Below are 18,454 nucleotides of genomic sequence, written 5' to 3'. Positions count from 1 at the left end.
CATGGCTCTTAAAAAGTTTCTTGAAGACATCGAGCATCACTTTGAGCCTGGTGGTAAACATGAAAAATGGTTTGCCCTGTACGAAGCTGTCGCTACAGTTTTCTACACGCCAGGTCTAGTAACAAAGAAAAGCTCACACGTTCGTGATAGCGTTGACCTAAAACGTATCATGATCATGGTTTGGTTTGCGGTATTCCCAGCAATGTTCTGGGGTATGTACAACGCAGGTGGCCAAGCTATTGCAGCTCTAAACCACATGTACGCTGGTGATCAACTAGCGACAGTTATCGCAGGTAACTGGCACTACTGGCTGACTGAGATGCTAGGCGGATCGATTTCTGCTGATGCAGGCGTCGGCAGTAAGATGCTACTAGGTGCGACGTACTTCCTACCAATCTACGCAACAGTATTCCTTGTTGGTGGTTTCTGGGAAGTGCTTTTCTGTATGGTGCGTAAGCACGAAGTTAACGAAGGTTTCTTTGTAACTTCTATTCTTTTCGCACTTATCGTTCCACCAACGCTACCTCTATGGCAAGCGGCACTAGGTATTACATTTGGTGTTGTTGTTGCTAAAGAGATCTTCGGTGGTACAGGTCGCAACTTCCTTAACCCTGCACTTGCAGGTCGTGCTTTCCTATTCTTTGCTTACCCAGCGCAAATCTCGGGTGACGTAGTTTGGACTGCAGCTGACGGCTTCTCTGGTGCAACTGCTCTTAGCCAATGGGCTCACGGCGGTAGCGGCGCGTTGATCAACAACATCACTGGCGCTCCTATCACTTGGATGGATGCTTTCATCGGCAACATCCCTGGTTCAATTGGTGAAGTATCGACTCTTGCTCTAATGATCGGTGCAGCGATGATCGTTTACATGCGAATCGCTTCATGGCGCATCATTGCGGGTGTAATGATCGGTATGATTGCAGTATCGACACTGTTTAACGTGGTCGGTTCTGACACCAACCCAATGTTCAACATGCCATGGCACTGGCACCTAGTTCTAGGTGGTTTTGCATTCGGTATGTTCTTCATGGCTACAGACCCAGTATCAGCTTCATTTACTAACAAAGGTAAATGGTGGTACGGCATCCTAATCGGTGCAATGTGTGTGATGATCCGTGTAGTTAACCCAGCGTACCCAGAAGGTATGATGCTGGCGATTCTATTCGCGAACCTATTCGCACCTCTGTTCGACCATGTAGTAATTGAGAAGAACATCAAGCGGAGACTAGCACGCTATGGCAAGTAATAACGACAGCATTAAAAAGACGCTGGGTGTTGTTATCGGGTTGAGCCTTGTTTGTTCAATCATCGTATCAACAGCAGCAGTAGGTCTGCGTGATAAGCAAAAAGCTAACGCTGTCCTAGATAAACAATCAAAGATTGTTGAAGTTGCTGGCATTGAAGCAAATGGTAAGAAAGTACCTGAGCTATATGCTGAATACATCGAGCCTCGCTTGGTTGATTTCGCAACAGGCGAATTCGTTGAAGAAGCGGCTGATGGTTCTAAAGCAGCTAACTACGATCAACGTAAAGCAGCGAAAGACAATGCGACGTCTATTAAGCTTACAGCTGAGCAAGACAAAGCTAAGATCATTCGTCGTGCTAACACGGGTATCGTATACCTAGTGAAAAACGGTGATGACGTTTCTAAAGTTATCATCCCAGTTCACGGTAACGGTCTATGGTCGATGATGTACGCATTCGTTGCAGTTGAAACTGACGGTAACACTGTGTCTGGTATCACTTACTACGAGCAAGGTGAAACTCCTGGACTTGGTGGTGAAGTTGAGAACCCATCATGGCGTGCTCAATGGGTTGGTAAGAAACTGTTCGACGAAAACCACAAACCAGCAATCAAGGTTGTTAAAGGTGGTGCGCCAGCAGGTTCTGAACACGGCGTTGATGGCCTATCTGGTGCGACACTAACTGGTAACGGTGTTCAAGGTACATTCGACTTCTGGTTAGGTGACATGGGCTTTGGTCCTTTCCTAGCAAAAGTTCGTGACGGAGGTCTGAACTAATGTCTAGCGCACAAAACATTAAAAAGAGCATTATGGCGCCGGTGTTGGATAACAACCCGATCGCGCTACAAGTTCTTGGTGTATGTTCTGCTCTTGCAGTAACAACTAAACTAGAAACGGCGTTTGTAATGACACTAGCGGTAACATTCGTAACTGCTCTGTCTAACTTCTCTGTTTCTCTGATCCGTAACCACATTCCTAACAGTGTGCGTATCATCGTTCAAATGGCGATCATCGCATCTCTAGTAATCGTGGTAGACCAGGTGCTAAAAGCTTACCTATACGATATCTCTAAACAGCTATCAGTATTCGTTGGCCTGATCATCACAAACTGTATCGTAATGGGTCGTGCTGAAGCATTCGCAATGAAGTCTGCGCCAGTACCTTCTCTAATCGACGGTATTGGTAACGGTCTAGGTTACGGTTTCGTTCTTATCACTGTTGGTTTCTTCCGTGAGCTATTCGGCTCAGGCAAACTATTTGGTATGGAAGTACTACCTCTAGTGAGCAACGGTGGTTGGTACCAGCCTAACGGTCTAATGCTACTAGCACCATCTGCATTCTTCCTAATCGGCTTCCTGATCTGGGTAATCCGTGTGTTTAAACCAGAACAAGTAGAAGCGAAGGAGTAAGGGCGTCATGGAACATTACATCAGTCTGTTAGTTAAATCGATTTTCATCGAGAACATGGCACTGTCTTTCTTCCTAGGTATGTGTACTTTCCTTGCCGTATCTAAGAAAGTTAAGACCTCTTTCGGTCTAGGTGTTGCAGTTGTGGTAGTTTTGACTATCGCTGTTCCTGTGAACAACCTAGTTTACAACCTAGTTCTGAAAGAAAATGCGTTAGTTGAGGGCGTGGACCTTAGCTTCCTAAACTTCATCACCTTTATCGGTGTAATTGCAGCACTTGTACAGATCCTAGAGATGGTTCTTGACCGTTTCTTCCCACCTTTGTACAACGCGCTAGGCATCTTCCTACCGTTGATCACAGTAAACTGTGCGATCTTCGGTGGTGTATCTTTCATGGTACAACGTGACTACAACTTTGCTGAATCTGTTGTTTACGGTTTCGGTTCTGGTGTGGGTTGGATGCTAGCAATCGTTGCTCTTGCAGGTATCCGTGAGAAGATGAAGTACTCTGACGTACCTCCAGGTCTACGTGGTCTTGGCATCACATTCATCACTGTAGGTCTTATGGCGTTAGGCTTTATGTCTTTCTCTGGTGTTCAACTGTAAGTCGGGTAAACCGCAACAATTAAGGAATAGTCAATGGACATTATTCTTGGTGTAGTGATGTTTACTCTGATCGTACTTGCGCTAGTACTAGTGATTCTTTTCGCTAAGTCTAAGCTTGTACCAACAGGTGACATTACAATTTCTGTGAACGGTGACGCTGATAAAGCGATCGTTACACAACCAGGCGGTAAGTTACTGAGTGCTCTAGCTGGTGCTGGCGTATTCGTATCTTCTGCTTGTGGTGGCGGTGGCTCTTGTGGTCAGTGCCGCGTAAAAGTTAAATCTGGCGGTGGCGACATCCTACCAACTGAGCTTGATCACATCACGAAAGGTGAAGCTCGTGAAGGTGAGCGTCTAGCGTGTCAGGTGGCAGTGAAAACTGACATGGACATCGAACTACCAGAAGAAATCTTCGGCGTTAAGAAGTGGGAATGTACGGTTATCTCTAACGATAACAAAGCGACATTCATCAAAGAGCTTAAGCTACAAATTCCAGATGGCGAATCAGTACCTTTCCGTGCTGGTGGTTACATCCAGATTGAAGCGCCAGCTCACCACGTTAAATACGCAGACTACGATATTCCTCAGGAATACCGTGAGGACTGGGAGAAGTTCAATCTTTTCCGTTACGAGTCTAAAGTTAATGAAGAAACAATTCGTGCATACTCAATGGCTAACTACCCTGAAGAGCACGGTATCATCATGCTTAACGTTCGTATCGCAACTCCGCCGCCGAACAACCCAGACGTACCACCGGGCATCATGTCTTCGTACATCTGGTCTTTGAAAGAAGGCGACAAGTGTACTATCTCTGGCCCATTTGGTGAGTTCTTCGCGAAAGACACTGACGCAGAAATGGTATTCATTGGTGGTGGTGCAGGTATGGCTCCAATGCGTTCTCATATCTTCGACCAGCTAAAACGTCTGCACTCTAAGCGCAAGATGTCATTCTGGTACGGTGCACGTTCTAAACGTGAAATGTTCTACGTTGAAGACTTCGATGGCCTAGCGGCTGAGAACGACAACTTCGTATGGCACTGTGCACTGTCAGATCCACTTCCAGAAGATAACTGGGATGGTTACACAGGCTTCATTCACAACGTTCTTTACGAGAACTACTTACGTGATCACGAAGCTCCAGAAGACTGTGAGTACTACATGTGTGGTCCACCTATGATGAACGCGGCTGTTATCGGCATGCTGAAAGACCTAGGTGTAGAGGATGAGAACATCCTACTAGATGACTTCGGTGGTTAATCCCTCCAAGTGATTGTATTTATGGCTAGCTCTCTAAGGGCTAGCCATTATTTTTTCTGAAATACAAAACCATATTCAACAGTTGCTATAGGAAATTGGATTGACGGACATGGTCCTATTTCCCATATCAATTCAACAACAATGGGAGTAAACAAGTGAAAAAGTGGCTTGTTGCATTCGCTTCTCTATTGATTTTGGCTGGTTGTGAACAGCCTGCTGATCAAATTCATCTAAGCGGTCCTACAATGGGGACTTCTTACAACATTAAATACATTGAGCAAGACGGCATTCCGACGCCGAAGGCTCTGCAAACGGAAATCGATCGACTGCTTGAAGAAGTCAACGATCAAATGTCGACTTACCGTGAAGACTCAGAGCTGAGTCGTTTTAACCAGCATCAAACAAGTGAGCCTTTCGAAGTGTCAGCGCAAACGGCAACCGTAGTAAAAGAAGCGGTTCGTCTCAATGGCCTAACTTTAGGTGCGCTCGATGTAACGGTTGGTCCTCTGGTTAACCTTTGGGGCTTTGGCCCAGAAGCTCGCCCTGACGTAGTGCCTTCTGATGAAGAGTTAGCGGCTCGTAAGGCAAACACTGGGATTCACCACCTGACCGTTGATGGCAATAAACTGTCAAAGGACATTCCTAATTTGTATGTTGACCTATCAACGATTGCAAAAGGTTGGGGGGTTGATGTGGTTGCTGATTACCTACAATCGGTAGGGATCAAAAACTACATGGTCGAAGTTGGTGGCGAAATGCGTTTGAAAGGTATTAACCGAGAAGGTGTGCCATGGCGAATCGCGATTGAGAAACCAACGGTTGATGAGCGATCTATTCAAGAGATCATCGAACCAGGTGACATGGCAATTGCAACAAGTGGTGACTACCGTAATTACTTTGAGAGCAATGGTGTGCGATACTCTCACATTATCAATCCGCAAACAGGCAAACCAATCCATCATAAAGTGGTGTCTGTGACAGTATTGGATAAATCGTCGATGACTGCTGATGGTCTAGCAACGGGTCTTATGGTGCTAGGCGAAGAAAAAGGCATGGAAATCGCGAACGAAAATAACATTCCTGTTTTCATGATTGTGAAAACGGAAGATGGTTTTAAAGAGCTGGCTTCGGAAGCATACAAGCCATTCATGAACAAATAACATCAGAAGTGAGCATGTTCTTATGAGTACATTTCTAATTACATTTGCAGTGTTTGTTGCGGTGATCGCAGCGATGGCCGTTGGCTACATCTTCCAGAAGAAAGTAGTGAAAGGCAGCTGTGGTGGTCTTGGCGCAGTCGGCATAGAGAAAGTATGTAACTGCCCAGAGCCATGTGACGCGCGCAAGAAGCGTGAAGCTCGCGAAGCTGCTCGTGCTGAAAAGCTAGCTGCGTGGGAAAAAGACCGTATCGCGTAACGCGCAAGCATAGAGTGCTTATCATTTTTCTATAACCCAGCTTCGGCTGGGTTATTTTTTGCATGTATCAAAGCGCCGTGCTTTCTACATAGAGAGTGAAATATTAGTACTTTCACGGGCGCATAATTGGGTGAGGTATATACTCAAATAAAGGTTCATTCGAGTCGGAGGACACAATGGAATTACATCAACATGGCATGGCTGATCTTTTCAATCAGCTCGGGTTAGGGAGCTCTTCCAAAGAAATTAAAGATTTCGTCAATACGCATCGACATAAACGTGAATCAGCACCTTTACACGAAGCGAGTTTCTGGACACTTTCTCAGGCCGCATTTTTAAAACAAGCTATTGAAGAAGATGCTGATTGGGCTGAGCTTGTGGATCAGCTCGATGTAATGTTGCGTGATTGAACCACGATAAAAAAAGATAACTCAACCCATTAGAAAGTTCTCTGTGCGGTGGTTTTAATCTTTCATTTTCTTGCTTCGTTAATTGAATTATACTGTATTTTTAACCAGTGTTTTGTCGGGTATGTCAGAGCGAATCAGAAAGATTATTCATGTCGATATGGATTGTTTTTATGCTGCCGTCGAGATGCGAGATAACCCAAATTATCGAGATATAGCGCTTGCGGTTGGCGGGCATGAAAAACAGCGCGGCGTCATTAGCACGTGTAACTACGAAGCACGCAAGTTTGGTGTACGTAGTGCCATGCCTACCGCTCGTGCGTTGCAGCTTTGCCCGCATTTGCTCGTTGTTCCCGGTCGAATGCATATCTACAAACAAGTCTCACTGCAAATTCGAGCTATCTTCGAACGTTATACTTCCTTAATTGAACCTCTTTCTCTTGATGAGGCCTACCTAGATGTTACCGATGCGACAGCTTGCAGGGGCTCAGCAACCCTGATTGCGGAGTCTATCCGTAATGATATTCGAAACGAGTTGGGCCTGACGGCATCAGCTGGAATCGCGCCGATTAAGTTTCTCGCTAAAGTTGCTTCGGATATGAACAAACCCAATGGACAGTTTGTTATTCCTCCTGAGAAAGTTCAAGAAGTGGTCGATAAGCTACCACTAGAAAAAATCCCTGGAGTTGGTAAGGTCAGTCTAGAAAAGTTACATCAAGCGGGCTTTTATCTGTGTGAAGACATTAAAAATAGCGACTATCGAGAACTGTTACGCCAATTCGGTCGCCAAGGCGCATCATTGTGGAAACGCAGTCACGGTATCGATGATCGAGAAGTTGTGGTCGAGCGTGAGAGAAAGTCGGTTGGTGTTGAGCGAACGTTTAGCCAAAACATCTCTACTTATGATGAGTGCTGGCAAGTGATCGAAGAGAAACTTTATCCTGAACTGGAAAAGCGACTGGAGCGTGCCAGTCCAGACAAATCGATCATTAAGCAAGGCATTAAGGTAAAGTTCGCGGACTTCCAGCTCACTACCATTGAACACATTCATCCTCAGTTAGAACTTGAGGACTTTAAGTTGCTGCTAAAAGACATTCTAAAGCGTCAAAATGGTCGTGAAATTCGCCTCTTAGGCTTGAGCGTTGTGCTCAAGCCAGAAGAGCAAGCTCGTCAACTTAGCTTCTTTTAATCTATTCCCGCACACTTTCAACCAATTGTAGTACCTGTTCGAAGGACACATTAGCCAATGCACCATACCCAGATAGCTTTGAGGCTTTAAGTTGGCTGATCAACGGCGTGCTGATGCCGCATAAGAATCGGGCGATGGCTTCGTTACTGATTGCAGAAGGGGAAAGTTGGACAAACTCTACAATCCAGGCGGAGGCGACTGTTGGTTCAGGTTGATCGTAAATCCGAGGTGGGAACGCCGCTCTCTGTCCTCGACACACAGAACAATGACCGCAGTGAGCCGGGGCGTTGTGGTCGGCAAAGTAACTCGCTAATTGATGACTTAAACAATCTGACGATTGGAATAACCCCAGCATGGCGTGAATTCGGTCGATGTCTTTGCGCTCTTTAGACTGGAACAGCTCGTACAGATGCTGCGTGATGTCTTCGATATTCTGTGTCTCAGGTAAGACGGAATACACATCGGTTAGCTGCTTGCTTTCCAGTTCAACCCAACCATTCTGATGAAAGTAATCCAGTGCAGCGACAACGCGGCTACGTTCCGAGTGATAATGCATCCAAAGAGCATCGAGATCGACTTGGCACCATACTTTCGCTTTGGTCGAACAAGTGAAAATGGCTTCTACAAACTCGCGTCGTTCTCCTTGGAATTGGTTAACGATGAATTGCTGATCTTGTAGGAATTTGAATCGATATTCGGCAAAGTAGCTAAACTTAGCTTCGATCACTTTCGCAAGCTCTAAATACACCAACAGCGTCTTGAGTGGTAACTGGCGGATATTGCTCTCGCGAGACAAACGTAGTGGCACGACTTCCCACTGAGGTTGGTGCTCTTTGATTTGACCCAATACATAACTAATCGAAGAGCGCTCAGGCGTGTCGCCAAACACAAAGTTTTCTAATACAGTTAGCCCAGAAGTATTGCCAAGCAGAATGCATTCAGAGCGTTGTCCGTCGCGTCCTGCTCGACCTATTTCTTGTGCATAGTTTTCAATGGATTTAGGTAGATCAAAGTGAATTACTCGGCGAATGTCTGATTTGTCGACACCCATCCCAAAGGCAATCGTGGCCACAATGCAGTCAATTTGGCTCGCCATAAATTGCTGTTGTATTTGCTCACGAACTTCACTTTTCATTCCTGCATGATACGCATGAGCGTTAACGCCAATGTGGATCAATGACTTAGCCACTTGCTCTGCAGTTTGCTGTTGCGTTACGTAAACGATAGTTGGCAGTTTAGGGGCTGCGGCGACAATCGTGTTGAGTTGCGTTTGCTTTTCGGACTCTTCGCAAGGGATGACTGAAATATCGAGGTTCGAACGGTAAAAGCCAGTTACAGTAATGTGGTCACTCGCAATATCGAATTTATTTTTCATGTCCTCAATAACGGCAGGTGTTGCTGTGGCGGTCAGCAACAAGGTTTGGGGAATATTCAGTTCTCGCTGATATTGCGGCAACTTGAGGTAATCCGGACGGAAGTTATGCCCCCACTCAGAGATACAGTGCGCTTCATCGACCACCATCAAAGAGATTGGCACCTGACGAATGAACTCGCGAAAGCGTTCGTTTTTGAGGCGTTCGACAGAAATCATCAAAATTTTGATTTCACCGTTTTTGACTCCAACCATTACGCGTTGCGCTTCTTCTCTGCTTTGGCTGCTATCAATAGAAGCGGCGGCGATCCCTTTGCTTTGCAAAAAGCTCAGCTGATCTTTCATTAGTGCCAGTAATGGCGAGATCACTAAAGTGAGGTTTGGCAGCATGGTGGCGGGGAGTTGATAACAAAGAGATTTGCCCGAGCCCGTTGGAAATATTGCTGCTGCAGAGTAACCATTCATGACCGATTCAATAACTGGTTGTTGGCCTTGGCGTAATGAGTCAAAACCAAACACGGATTGAAGCGTTTGTAGTAACTGGGTACTTTGCATGTTAGGGAAACCTTTCTTCGGTGATAGACTAGAGTACATTAACATATCCTGCCTACTGAGCGCGCCTTCAAAAAGTATGAACAAAGCTGAGTTAATCCAAATCATCATTCATCAATTGGAAGAAAAACTTCGAATTGCACACGCTTCCACCCAAAGAGCCATCGATGCCGCAACGGACGAAGAAACAGTGCCCGAGCATAAGTACGACACGCTTGCATTAGAGGCTTCCTATCTTGCTCATGGCCAAGCAATGCGAGTACAAGAGAGTGAGGACGAACTGCGTCAGTATCGCTCAATGGTTATTCGCGACTTTACGGATGCGCCAATAGGTGTAGGCGCGTATGTGGTTCTCGTCGATGAGAATAATATCGAAAAACGCTTTTTCATCGGTCCGTGCTCTGGTGGACTAACGGTGGCTTGGCAAGATCAGGAAGTCTTTGTCTTAACAGCGAAATCACCATTGGGACGAGCGTTACTTGGCAAAGAGGAAGGTGAAGAGTTTGAGATGAAAATTGGCGATAAAACAACTTGTTACGAAGTCGTGACGGTGTCCTGACATCAAATGTATAACAGAGTGTTATGTTTAACAGAAGTTATTTTGAAGATAAGAGAATGACATGAAGAAACTTCTTACACTTTCATTGCTGATGGTTAGTGCAACAGGTTATGCAGCGCAATGTCGTGTGGACATCCATAATGAAGTTCGTATGGATGGACAGAGTTTGGAAATTCGCCAGACTTCTGGTGATAAAGCCGTCGTGGACGAAGACAACAACTTGTTCATCAAAGGTGAGTTGATTGAACTCGATGCAGAGCAGAAAGCCGCGATTGAAGCATATCGCGAAAAAATGAATGCCTATATCCCTCAAGCTAAGCAGCTAGCGAGTGATGGCTTGGAACTTGCCAATGACATCATTGATGATGTGGCAGCGAGTTTGGATGCGCCGGGCGCGTTTGATAACGTAAAAGTTGCAGTTAAAGACTTCTTTGCTGATGTGCAATCTCGTTATTACAAAGATGGTGATTTTATTTTGCCTGCAGACAGCTTTGAATCGATGACGCAGGGCTGGACGAAAGATTTTGAAAAAGCGCAGGAGATTTTTAATAAAGAGTTTCTGGCTAGCGCGTTCGATGCTTTATCGAAAAAAATGAAAGAAGAGGGTGGTTTAAACCTAACAGCACTCTCTGAAAGCATGGCAGAATTAAGTGCGAAAGTTGAGCAGCGTCTGGCTGAACATTCGAAAGAGGTGGAGCAACAAGCGGAAGACTTATGTGAATCTCTGGACAGTATGGCAGGGCAAGAAGACGATTTGTTGAAGAAAATTCCTGAGTTGAAAGACTATCGAGTCTTTACCATTTGATGAATCGCTTCGCGTAGAAACAACATCTAAAAATACAAAGAAAGAGAGCGCCGTGTGGCGCTCTCTTTTCGTTTTAGTGGTTCCATCTTTTGGTCGAGTTGCGAGGGTTTGACCAAACGCACCTAACCGGCTTAAAGGCGCTTATTGCGCGTTCATCTGAGTTAACTTATCACCAACAGGTTTTGAGAAGTTAAAGCCATCATGCTGATCCCAGTTGATAGACCACGTCATTACGCCAGCATAATTCGGGTAGTTGAACGCTGGTTTAACGGTGCCACAGGATGTGCCTTTTGTTAAACAGTCTAGCGCACTAAGAATATTTTGTGTCGGAGCCTGACCTGAGTTTGCCGAGCTTGGGCCTGAAGGTAAACCGATCGCGACTTGATCATCACGCAATGGCGCAAACTGAGTGCCGTCGGCTAGTTCAAAACCTTCGATAAGCATCTTAGATTGAGCGACCATCATATCAACAGAGCCTTCTGGTGCAGAACCTGGTAGGTACGGGTTTGGTAGACCGCCGTTGTTGTATAGCTGAACATGAAGCAAGTCGAGCGTGCTGCGAGTATCGTTGATCACTGGAATGTACGCTCCCCAAATTCCGCTGTAAGCGACGTAACCGCCTTGAACATAAGGGTGTTCAGGTGCCATGGTTAGGTACATATCGCCCCCCATGTTTTGCTCAATTTGCAGCAAAGCACGACCAAGACGAGCTTGAATTTGTGAACCGTGTACTAGGTTAGATCCACTCTCTAAATCCACATCGAGACCATCAAAGCCCCATTCAGCGATAAGGCCAGTTAGACTAGAAACAAAGTTCGCTTCGTCTTGGTCAGTGTTTAGAGTGATAGTGCCTTCAGCGCCTCCAAGAGATAGAACGAACTTCTTACCTTTCGCTTGCAATGCAGCCATATCTTGTTTGAATTGCGTTGGGTCGAGTGCAGGACAATCACTGTAAATATCGCCAGAATACAGGTTGAAGTGCACTGTGCCATCGCTGTTTCGGTCGTTTTCAGCAAAGGCAATATCAATCACATCCCAAGCGTCAGCCATGTCTGCCAGTCTGATTGGGCAACCCGCACCGTTCACGAAGTTGTGCCAGTAACCAATCAGTTTATGACGTTTTTCTGTCTGCTCTACAACTGTCACCGCTGCCGCGTCAGATAATGCGGTGCTTCCGGCAAGATCGACGGCTTGAGCGCTTACGGTAAACTGTCCGATTGCGGCTGGTGTCCAGTTCGCAGAGTAAGGTGCAGTCGTATCTGTGGCGACAACGGCGCCGTTGACCATAAAGTCAACTTGCTTAATGCCTGAAGTTAAAGACGTTGCATCGGCGCTTAATGCGAGATTTTTGCCTAAGCCAACCGTTTGACCTGCGCTAGGCGAAGTAAGAGAGATGACTAAATCTTTATCACTGACATTTACGTTCACAACAGATTCTGACGTATTGTTGTCGTTATCGGTTGCAACGGCTTTAAGCTGGTTAGCGCCAATAAGTGTGGCGTTCCAAGTTACGGAATATGGCGCTTGAGTAACGACACCTAAGCGAACGTTATTCGCGTAAAACTCCACTTGCGTAACCGTGCCATCTAAGTCGCTTGCGTTGGCTGCGATTTCGTTGTTGCTGCCTGCGAGCACGACTTGCCCATCAGTTGGGGCGGTAATGGTAACTTGAGGTGGTGTTGAGCACGCTCCTAGGCCAGTCCAAGCGTCTTTCCAGTACAGGCCTTCACCTGGCTCGTAGGCCCATGTTGCATCGGACGAACACCAACCCGCAACGTCACAACGATATTTTTGGTTAAGGTTAGATACCAGAGCACCTACTTCATAACGTGTGCCAGCAACGTAAGGTAGAGCATCAGCACACCCACCATTGCCTGTTTCTGAATTCGCGACGACCAGCGCCACTTCTTGACTCATGGTAGAGAGATTAGAGTCATCTGTCGCTTGAGCTTTAAATGAGTGCGTGCCAACACTCGCTGTCCATTGGTATTCGTAAGGTGCACTGGTATCAATGGTGACAGATTGGTTGTTAACGAAGAACTCAACTTGAGTAACTACGCCATCAAAGTCATCAGCTTGAGCAGTGACGGTTAGGTTATCCCCCACACTCAGTGTTTCCGTACCTGTTGGACTAGTGAGAGTAATGCTAGGTGGTGGCAGCTCTACTTGAGGCTGAACGACGATAGCAACCGTTGTGGAGGTTACTGCGCCTTCATTGTCTGTCGCAATCGCGGTGAGTTGAGAAACGCCTTGGGCTGCGGTCCAAGAAGCCTCAAATGGCGCTTGGGTGACGATAGCAACGGTTTGGTCACCCGCTAAAAACTCCACTTGTGTGACCTGTCCGTCCTCGTCGGACGCATTGGCTAACAGAGTAATGGCGCTGCCTTCAGGAATGTGCGCGTTGTTCGTTGGAGAAGAGAAGGACACCGTTGGTGACAGATTACTGTTTCCGCCATCGCATTGACCTAATGCCTTCCACGCTTCCCATGAACCTGAGTTGGTGACGGGGTCGTTACCTTGTGTCCAATAAGCGGCCTCATAGGCTGCACCTTGAGTTTTCACTTGAGTGCCTGAGGTGTAGATCGCAGTGCTATCCCAATCAGGCAGGCTTTGACAGTTGTAGGCTTGAGCTTGATAGCTAACACTGAGTGCAGCTACCACCGCTCCGTGAAGTAGAGTGACCTTCATTTTCCTCTCCTTGAGTCATGGATATAAATGAGAACAGAGTAATAACTAGCTGATAAATAGACATAAGGGGGAAAAAGCGAAGAACAATATTCTGCTTTTCGACACAATATCACGAGGAACTATTCGCCTCTTACAGTCGAGCTCATTATTTTTCGGCTCACTTCACGATGAATGAATCAGTGGTTTTTGCGTGGTGATACAGTCGATTTGATGGCAAATAACGGTTTGATGACGGGATGATGAATATGAGATGTATGTAAAAATTTACAAACTGAATGTCTGCCATTTGCATCGTTTGTCGAGTATTTGACCTGCTTGCTCTTGTTGATTAGTTAATATTGCTATAGTGTACTAGTTAGCTAGTTCATTGATATTTTGTGTGAGTGGTATGACACAACAAACTTCTTCTCAGCCTCGCGAGCATTTTGGCTCTCGTCTCGGATTCATCTTAGCAGCCGCCGGCGCTGCGGTTGGTCTGGGTAATATTTGGGGCTTCCCAACACAAGCAGCAAGTAATGGTGGTGGAGCCTTCTTGCTGGTTTATTTAGTGATGATTCTTATCGTTGCTTTTCCTATGCTGGTGGTTGAAATGGCGATTGGTCGTCATGGTCAAGCCAACCCAGTAGATAGCATGCGTGCATTAACCAACCACCCGACAGGCAAAAAGCTTGGCGGTATTGTGGGCTGGATTGGTTTGAGTGTACCAAGTGCAGTCTTAGCGTTTTATTCCATTGTTGGCGGTTGGTTGATCTGCTTTTTGCTAGGTGCGGTTACCGACATCATGGGAATGGAAGCGGCGACTCAATGGTTAAAAGGTTTTAGTGTAGAGCGCAACTTGTTCGGTACGATTACATTTTATGTACTTACCATTTTGATCGTGCAAGGTGGCGTTAAACAAGGCATTGAGAAATGGTCAACACGTCTAATGCCTGCGTTGTTCGTGTTATTCGGTTTGCTGTTTGTTTACATCATGACTCAAAACGGCGCGATGGAAGGTCTGAAGCATTACTTGGTGCCTGATTTCGAGAAAGTATGGGACCGTAAACTAATTCTTGCTGCAATGGGGCAGGGCTTCTTCTCACTGACGATTGGTGGTTGTTCAATGCTGATCTACGGCTCTTACTTGAGCAAGAAAGAGAACCTTCCAAAGATGGCAATGAATGTGACCTTGGTCGATACGGCTGTTGCCTTTATTGCAGGACTAGTGGTGATGCCAGCGATGTTTGTTGCGATGCAAAAAGGTGTCCAAATCTACGCTGAAGACGGTTCTCTATTGAGCTCAGACACCTTGGTATTTACCGTATTGCCACTGATGTTTGATAGCTTAGGTTTACTTGGCCAACTGTTCTCAATCGTGTTTTTCTTATTGCTGACGATTGCGGCGCTTACGTCTTCCATCTCAATGTTAGAGTGTCCGGTGGCGTTAGTGAGTGAACGTTTCAATACTAAGCGCAGTGCGACTAGCTGGGTGCTAGGTGGTTTTATTGCTCTGTTCAGCGTAGTGATTGTGTACAACTTTGGCGCGTTGTTTGGCATGGTTGCAACGGTTGCAACTCAGTATTTACAGCCAACGGCGGCACTACTGTTCTGCTTGTTTGGTGGTTGGGTATGGAATCGTAACTCTAAAATTAAAGAGCTTGAGCAGGGTTGCCCTGAATTCACACAAGGCTGGTTTGGTAAATTGTGGCCTGCGTATGTGAAGTTTGTGTGCCCTGTATTAGTTGCGACGGTGATCTGGGCATCATTCGGTTAACAAGCAAAGATACAGCATAAACGAAAAGGGCTTGATGTATTCATCAAGCCCTTTTCATTATTGTCGTTGGGGTTGCCGTCGTGATTAACGGAACTGACCTGCTTCGGGTAAGAAATCAAACCCTGCCGTAGCCAATTTTGCTTCAAGTGCCGCGCGGTCTATATCAAAAAAAGCAACCAGCTTATCCAGATCACCGCCGAAGTCGTCACGTAGCTTCATGTTGACGATGCTCATCAGCATGACTGGGTCCATCGATTCAAAGTTCGCTAAGTTCATTACTTGTCCTCAAAATCTGAAATCAGTAGGTTTGCAGCCGCAAACGCCGCTTTCTCACGTACTTCTTTTGGCAAAGATTCATCCGCCGCAACATCGTTTAGCGCTTTTACTGCACAAGAAATTGCTTGAGGGATGTAGGCTTGATCGCCGCTACCAATTTGAGCATAAAGCTCACGAACTAATTCACAACAGCCGTATACTTGCATGTTTTCTTTCCACTAAATGATAACTTATCTCAATATACACATAGCGGATTTGAAACTCAAAGCTGAGAGTTGTTTTGGCTCAAGTTGAGGTGCATCTTGGACAAGCTTTAATCACTGCATCTGCGCTTCTAATTGATACGTCACTTCCGGAGAAAGCTGAAGCTGCTTAGCCAGTTCTTGTAAGTAAGCTTTTTCCATGAAGTTTTGTTCATCGGCAACAATGAGTGACGCTAAATAGATCTCAGAAGCTTGCTGTGGTGTCGACGCTTGGCTTGCAATTTCTTCTGGATCAAGTGGCTTATGCAACTCTTGCTGAACCAACTGACGAACGTGTTCATCTGCCCCCATTTCTGTAAGGGCTTGTTCAATTCGGGCCATTTCCACATCATCGACATGACCATCGGCTTTGGCTGCACCAATCATGGCTTTTAAAATTAATACGCTGTGTTTGCTATCTTGTGGATCGAAGGGTTCATGGACGCCTTGATCACTCTGCTTAGCTTGCCAATCGTTATACACTTTGTAGGCAAGTGCACCGAGTGCTGCCGCTCCACCGACTTTAAGCGCGCCAGAACCCATTTTCTTCGCCATCTTTTTGCTTTTCTTTGAGCCCATAAGCATGCCAATCAATCCACCACCGATGGCTCCTGCGCCGAGAGTTTTGAACTGGCTAGAGCTGGATGATGATTTGATGTTTTGAGTTTGCTTACCCAGGGCGCCAGCACCTTGTTTGAGTAAATCAGAGTTGAGCGCTTGGTTTAGAAGACTTTTTAAATCCATGACTGACCTCCTGTAAATGTTGAGATCAGTGTACAAACAACAAGCTGAACCAAAGATTAACGAAATGAATAGTAAAGAAATTAGGGTCAGTGTCATTTCTGAGGACAATAGAAAAGGGTTGACCGAAGCCAACCCTTTTATTTAATCGAAACCTTTTAGGCGTTTATTTAAGTTGAGATTTAACGTGCTCAACAATATCCGCCATCGCTACTGGAGTTTTCTCGCCAGTACGACGGTTTTTGTATTCGAAGTTACCTTCATCCATGCTGCGATCGCCAATCACGATAGTGTGAGGGATACCGATCAACTCGATGTCAGAGAACATTACACCTGGGCGTTCTTTACGGTCATCAAATAGAACTTCGATGCCCATAGCAGTTAGTTCCGCGTATAGCTTCTCTGCTGCTTCTTTTACGCGCTCAGATTTGTGCATGTTCATTGGCACGATTGCTACTTGGAAAGGTGCAATTGCGTCTGGCCAAATGATGCCGTATTTGTCGTGGTTCTGTTCAATCGCAGAAGCAACAACACGCGATACACCGATGCCGTAACAACCCATCTCTAGGATTACGTTTTTACCGTCAGGGCCAAGAACGCTACAGTTCATTGCTTCTGAGTAAACGTTACCAAGTTGGAAGATATGACCAACTTCGATACCACGTTTCAGCATTAGCGTACCTTTACCACATGGGCTTGGATCGCCTTCTACTACGTTACGTAGATCTTCTACTTGACCCAGTTCAACGTCACGACCCCAGTTAATACCGAAGTAGTGTTTACCGTCGATGTTTGCGCCAGCGCCAAAGTCGCTCATGACTGCTACGCTGCGGTCAACGATGAATGGCAGTTCTAGGCCTACAGGGCCAAGAGAACCAGGGCCAGCACCGATCAGTTCACGAATTTCTTCTTCTGATGCCATCTCTAGTGGAGAAGCCACTTGAGGTAGGTTTTCTGCTTTCACTTCGTTTAGCTCGTGGTCACCACGAACGATCAACGCAATGATTGGTGCATCGATTTCGTCAGACGCCTTAACAAATAGCGTTTTAACGGTTTTCTCGATAGGTAGACCGTGTTGCTCAACCAACTCTGCGATTGTTTTCGCGTTTGGAGTATCAACTAGTGTCATTTCTTGAGTTGGTTCTGCGCGTTCTACCGCAGGCGCTAACGCTTCTGCTTTTTCGATGTTCGCTGCGTAATCAGACTCAGTAGAGAATGCAATTAGGTCTTCGCCGCTGTCTGCAAGTACGTGGAACTCTTGAGAGCCGCTACCACCGATAGCGCCTGAGTCAGCAAGTACTGGACGGTACTCAAGACCCATACGGTCAAATGCTTTACAGTAAGCATCGTGCATTGCTTGGTAAGATTTCTCTAGACCTGCTTTGTCGATGTCGAAGCTGTATGCATCCATCATGCAGAATTCGCGTGCACGCATTACGCCGAAACGTGGACGACGTTCGTCACGGAATTTAGTTTGGATTTGGTACAGGTTTAGCGGAAGCTGTTTGTAAGAGCTCACTTCATTACGCACAAGGCTAGTGATCACTTCTTCAGCTGTTGGGCTAAGTACAAACGGACGAACATGACGGTCAGTAAAGCGAAGTAGCTCAGGACCCATCTTCTCGCTGCGGCCTGTCTCTTCCCATAGTTCAAACGGCTGAACAACGGGCATCAAAGTTTCGACTGCACCTGCATTGTCGATTTCTTGACGAACGATGTTTTCGACTTTACGCAGCACACGTAGACCAGTAGGCAGCCAGGTGTAAAGACCTGAAGCCAGCTTACGGATCATACCTGCACGTAGCATGAGCTGGTGGCTCACTACTTCTGCGTCGTTTGGAGTCTCCTTCAGAGTAGAAAGAAGATAATTACTGGTACGCATTAAATTTATCCGTTTATTAAAGTTAGTTACTCAAGCCAGAATGGACAGGAGTATGAAG

General features: G+C 46.1%; 18 protein-coding genes. 12 read left to right on the top strand and 6 right to left on the bottom strand.

Annotation, left to right across the window (positions count from 1 at the left end):
• The first annotated feature begins 1 nt into the window (after position 1).
• From DYB02_RS13615 to dinB, 9 genes are all read left to right on the top strand, one after another.
• The gene (locus DYB02_RS13615) at positions 2-1,246 is read left to right on the top strand and encodes an NADH:ubiquinone reductase (Na(+)-transporting) subunit B (RefSeq protein ID WP_005456580.1); all 1,245 of its coding nucleotides are present in this window, start codon (positions 2-4) and stop codon (positions 1,244-1,246) included.
• Positions 1,236-2,021: a Na(+)-translocating NADH-quinone reductase subunit C gene (locus DYB02_RS13610; protein WP_005456526.1), complete on the top strand. Its 786-nt coding sequence runs from the start codon at positions 1,236-1,238 to the stop codon at positions 2,019-2,021. The genes DYB02_RS13615 and DYB02_RS13610 overlap by 11 nt, the downstream gene beginning before the upstream one ends.
• Complete coding sequence (locus tag DYB02_RS13605; RefSeq protein ID WP_005456515.1) at positions 2,021-2,653, top strand: NADH:ubiquinone reductase (Na(+)-transporting) subunit D; 633 nt, start codon at positions 2,021-2,023, stop codon at positions 2,651-2,653. Before DYB02_RS13610 ends, DYB02_RS13605 begins: the two co-directional genes overlap by 1 nt.
• A gap of 7 nt (positions 2,654-2,660) precedes the next feature.
• On the top strand, positions 2,661-3,257 hold the full coding sequence (nqrE, locus tag DYB02_RS13600) for an NADH:ubiquinone reductase (Na(+)-transporting) subunit E (protein WP_005436652.1): 597 nt from the start codon (positions 2,661-2,663) through the stop codon (positions 3,255-3,257).
• Positions 3,258-3,290: 33 nt separating this feature from the next.
• A complete protein-coding gene (gene nqrF, locus DYB02_RS13595; protein WP_005456545.1) occupies positions 3,291-4,514 on the top strand; it encodes an NADH:ubiquinone reductase (Na(+)-transporting) subunit F in 1,224 nt (407 codons plus the stop codon).
• 155 nt (positions 4,515-4,669) lie between these two features.
• Positions 4,670-5,674, top strand: coding sequence for an FAD:protein FMN transferase (locus DYB02_RS13590; protein ID WP_005494217.1), 1,005 nt, complete (start codon positions 4,670-4,672; stop codon positions 5,672-5,674).
• A gap of 22 nt (positions 5,675-5,696) precedes the next feature.
• Positions 5,697-5,930: a (Na+)-NQR maturation NqrM gene (nqrM, locus tag DYB02_RS13585; RefSeq protein WP_005436655.1), complete on the top strand. Its 234-nt coding sequence runs from the start codon at positions 5,697-5,699 to the stop codon at positions 5,928-5,930.
• Between the two features lie 176 nt (positions 5,931-6,106).
• Positions 6,107-6,340, top strand: a complete 234-nt coding sequence (locus DYB02_RS13580) for a DUF2789 domain-containing protein (RefSeq protein WP_025509231.1) — start codon at positions 6,107-6,109, stop codon at positions 6,338-6,340.
• 121 nt (positions 6,341-6,461) lie between these two features.
• A complete protein-coding gene (dinB, locus tag DYB02_RS13575; protein ID WP_029805056.1) occupies positions 6,462-7,526 on the top strand; it encodes a DNA polymerase IV in 1,065 nt (354 codons plus the stop codon).
• A 1-nt stretch (position 7,527) separates the two neighbouring features.
• Here dinB and DYB02_RS13570 read toward each other — a convergent pair whose 3' ends face one another.
• The gene (locus tag DYB02_RS13570) at positions 7,528-9,453 is read right to left on the bottom strand and encodes a RecQ family ATP-dependent DNA helicase (RefSeq protein WP_025983323.1); all 1,926 of its coding nucleotides are present in this window, start codon (positions 9,451-9,453) and stop codon (positions 7,528-7,530) included.
• 76 nt (positions 9,454-9,529) lie between these two features.
• On the opposite strand from DYB02_RS13570, the gene DYB02_RS13565 reads away from it, so the two are divergent.
• Together DYB02_RS13565 and DYB02_RS13560 are read left to right on the top strand one after the other, a co-directional pair.
• On the top strand, positions 9,530-10,009 hold the full coding sequence (locus DYB02_RS13565) for a GreA/GreB family elongation factor (RefSeq protein ID WP_015297155.1): 480 nt from the start codon (positions 9,530-9,532) through the stop codon (positions 10,007-10,009).
• Positions 10,010-10,070: 61 nt separating this feature from the next.
• Positions 10,071-10,814, top strand: a complete 744-nt coding sequence (locus tag DYB02_RS13560) for a YggN family protein (RefSeq protein WP_029805058.1) — start codon at positions 10,071-10,073, stop codon at positions 10,812-10,814.
• A 141-nt stretch (positions 10,815-10,955) separates the two neighbouring features.
• On the opposite strand, the gene DYB02_RS13555 is transcribed toward DYB02_RS13560, so the two are convergent.
• Complete coding sequence (locus DYB02_RS13555) at positions 10,956-13,502, bottom strand: Ig-like domain-containing protein (RefSeq protein WP_029806512.1); 2,547 nt, start codon at positions 13,500-13,502, stop codon at positions 10,956-10,958.
• 388 nt (positions 13,503-13,890) lie between these two features.
• Between DYB02_RS13555 and DYB02_RS13550 the strand changes: the two genes are divergently transcribed.
• On the top strand, positions 13,891-15,255 hold the full coding sequence (locus tag DYB02_RS13550) for a sodium-dependent transporter (protein WP_029806514.1): 1,365 nt from the start codon (positions 13,891-13,893) through the stop codon (positions 15,253-15,255).
• An 84-nt stretch (positions 15,256-15,339) separates the two neighbouring features.
• On the opposite strand, the gene DYB02_RS13545 is transcribed toward DYB02_RS13550, so the two are convergent.
• The 4 genes from DYB02_RS13545 to DYB02_RS13530 form a co-directional block, all read right to left on the bottom strand.
• Positions 15,340-15,531, bottom strand: coding sequence for a DUF4250 domain-containing protein (locus tag DYB02_RS13545; protein ID WP_005456636.1), 192 nt, complete (start codon positions 15,529-15,531; stop codon positions 15,340-15,342).
• Entirely contained in the window at positions 15,531-15,737 is a 207-nt protein-coding gene (locus DYB02_RS13540; protein ID WP_005391765.1) for a YaeP family protein, read from the bottom strand. Before DYB02_RS13540 ends, DYB02_RS13545 begins: the two co-directional genes overlap by 1 nt.
• 111 nt (positions 15,738-15,848) lie before the next feature.
• Positions 15,849-16,517, bottom strand: a complete 669-nt coding sequence (locus DYB02_RS13535) for a tellurite resistance TerB family protein (protein WP_029795537.1) — start codon at positions 16,515-16,517, stop codon at positions 15,849-15,851.
• A 163-nt stretch (positions 16,518-16,680) separates the two neighbouring features.
• Positions 16,681-18,396: a proline--tRNA ligase gene (locus DYB02_RS13530; protein ID WP_005479053.1), complete on the bottom strand. Its 1,716-nt coding sequence runs from the start codon at positions 18,394-18,396 to the stop codon at positions 16,681-16,683.
• Positions 18,397-18,454: the final 58 nt, after the last annotated feature.

The organism is Vibrio parahaemolyticus (assembly GCF_900460535.1).
In the GTDB taxonomy this organism is placed as follows: Bacteria; Pseudomonadota; Gammaproteobacteria; order Enterobacterales; family Vibrionaceae; genus Vibrio; species Vibrio parahaemolyticus.
Note: the sequence above shows the minus strand (reverse complement) of the source record. Positions and strands in the feature narration are given on the sequence as shown.

What these genes read in the sequence shown, in the direction of transcription:
- nqrF (WP_005456545.1), top strand. Translation starts at nt 3,291, where the DNA reads ATGGACATTATTCTTGGTGTAGTGATGTTTACTCTGATCGTACTTGCG.
- DYB02_RS13610 (WP_005456526.1), top strand. Translation starts at nt 1,236, where the DNA reads ATGGCAAGTAATAACGACAGCATTAAAAAGACGCTGGGTGTTGTTATC.
- DYB02_RS13565 (WP_015297155.1), top strand. Translation starts at nt 9,530, where the DNA reads ATGAACAAAGCTGAGTTAATCCAAATCATCATTCATCAATTGGAAGAA.
- DYB02_RS13570 (WP_025983323.1), bottom strand. Translation starts at nt 9,453, where the DNA reads ATGCAAAGTACCCAGTTACTACAAACGCTTCAATCCGTGTTTGGTTTT.
- nqrM (WP_005436655.1), top strand. Translation starts at nt 5,697, where the DNA reads ATGAGTACATTTCTAATTACATTTGCAGTGTTTGTTGCGGTGATCGCA.
- DYB02_RS13530 (WP_005479053.1), bottom strand. Translation starts at nt 18,396, where the DNA reads ATGCGTACCAGTAATTATCTTCTTTCTACTCTGAAGGAGACTCCAAAC.
- DYB02_RS13535 (WP_029795537.1), bottom strand. Translation starts at nt 16,517, where the DNA reads ATGGATTTAAAAAGTCTTCTAAACCAAGCGCTCAACTCTGATTTACTC.
- DYB02_RS13545 (WP_005456636.1), bottom strand. Translation starts at nt 15,531, where the DNA reads ATGAACTTAGCGAACTTTGAATCGATGGACCCAGTCATGCTGATGAGC.
- DYB02_RS13540 (WP_005391765.1), bottom strand. Translation starts at nt 15,737, where the DNA reads ATGCAAGTATACGGCTGTTGTGAATTAGTTCGTGAGCTTTATGCTCAA.
- DYB02_RS13615 (WP_005456580.1), top strand. Translation starts at nt 2, where the DNA reads ATGGCTCTTAAAAAGTTTCTTGAAGACATCGAGCATCACTTTGAGCCT.
- dinB (WP_029805056.1), top strand. Translation starts at nt 6,462, where the DNA reads ATGTCAGAGCGAATCAGAAAGATTATTCATGTCGATATGGATTGTTTT.
- DYB02_RS13550 (WP_029806514.1), top strand. Translation starts at nt 13,891, where the DNA reads ATGACACAACAAACTTCTTCTCAGCCTCGCGAGCATTTTGGCTCTCGT.
- DYB02_RS13555 (WP_029806512.1), bottom strand. Translation starts at nt 13,502, where the DNA reads ATGAAGGTCACTCTACTTCACGGAGCGGTGGTAGCTGCACTCAGTGTT.
- DYB02_RS13580 (WP_025509231.1), top strand. Translation starts at nt 6,107, where the DNA reads ATGGAATTACATCAACATGGCATGGCTGATCTTTTCAATCAGCTCGGG.
- DYB02_RS13560 (WP_029805058.1), top strand. Translation starts at nt 10,071, where the DNA reads ATGAAGAAACTTCTTACACTTTCATTGCTGATGGTTAGTGCAACAGGT.
- nqrE (WP_005436652.1), top strand. Translation starts at nt 2,661, where the DNA reads ATGGAACATTACATCAGTCTGTTAGTTAAATCGATTTTCATCGAGAAC.
- DYB02_RS13605 (WP_005456515.1), top strand. Translation starts at nt 2,021, where the DNA reads ATGTCTAGCGCACAAAACATTAAAAAGAGCATTATGGCGCCGGTGTTG.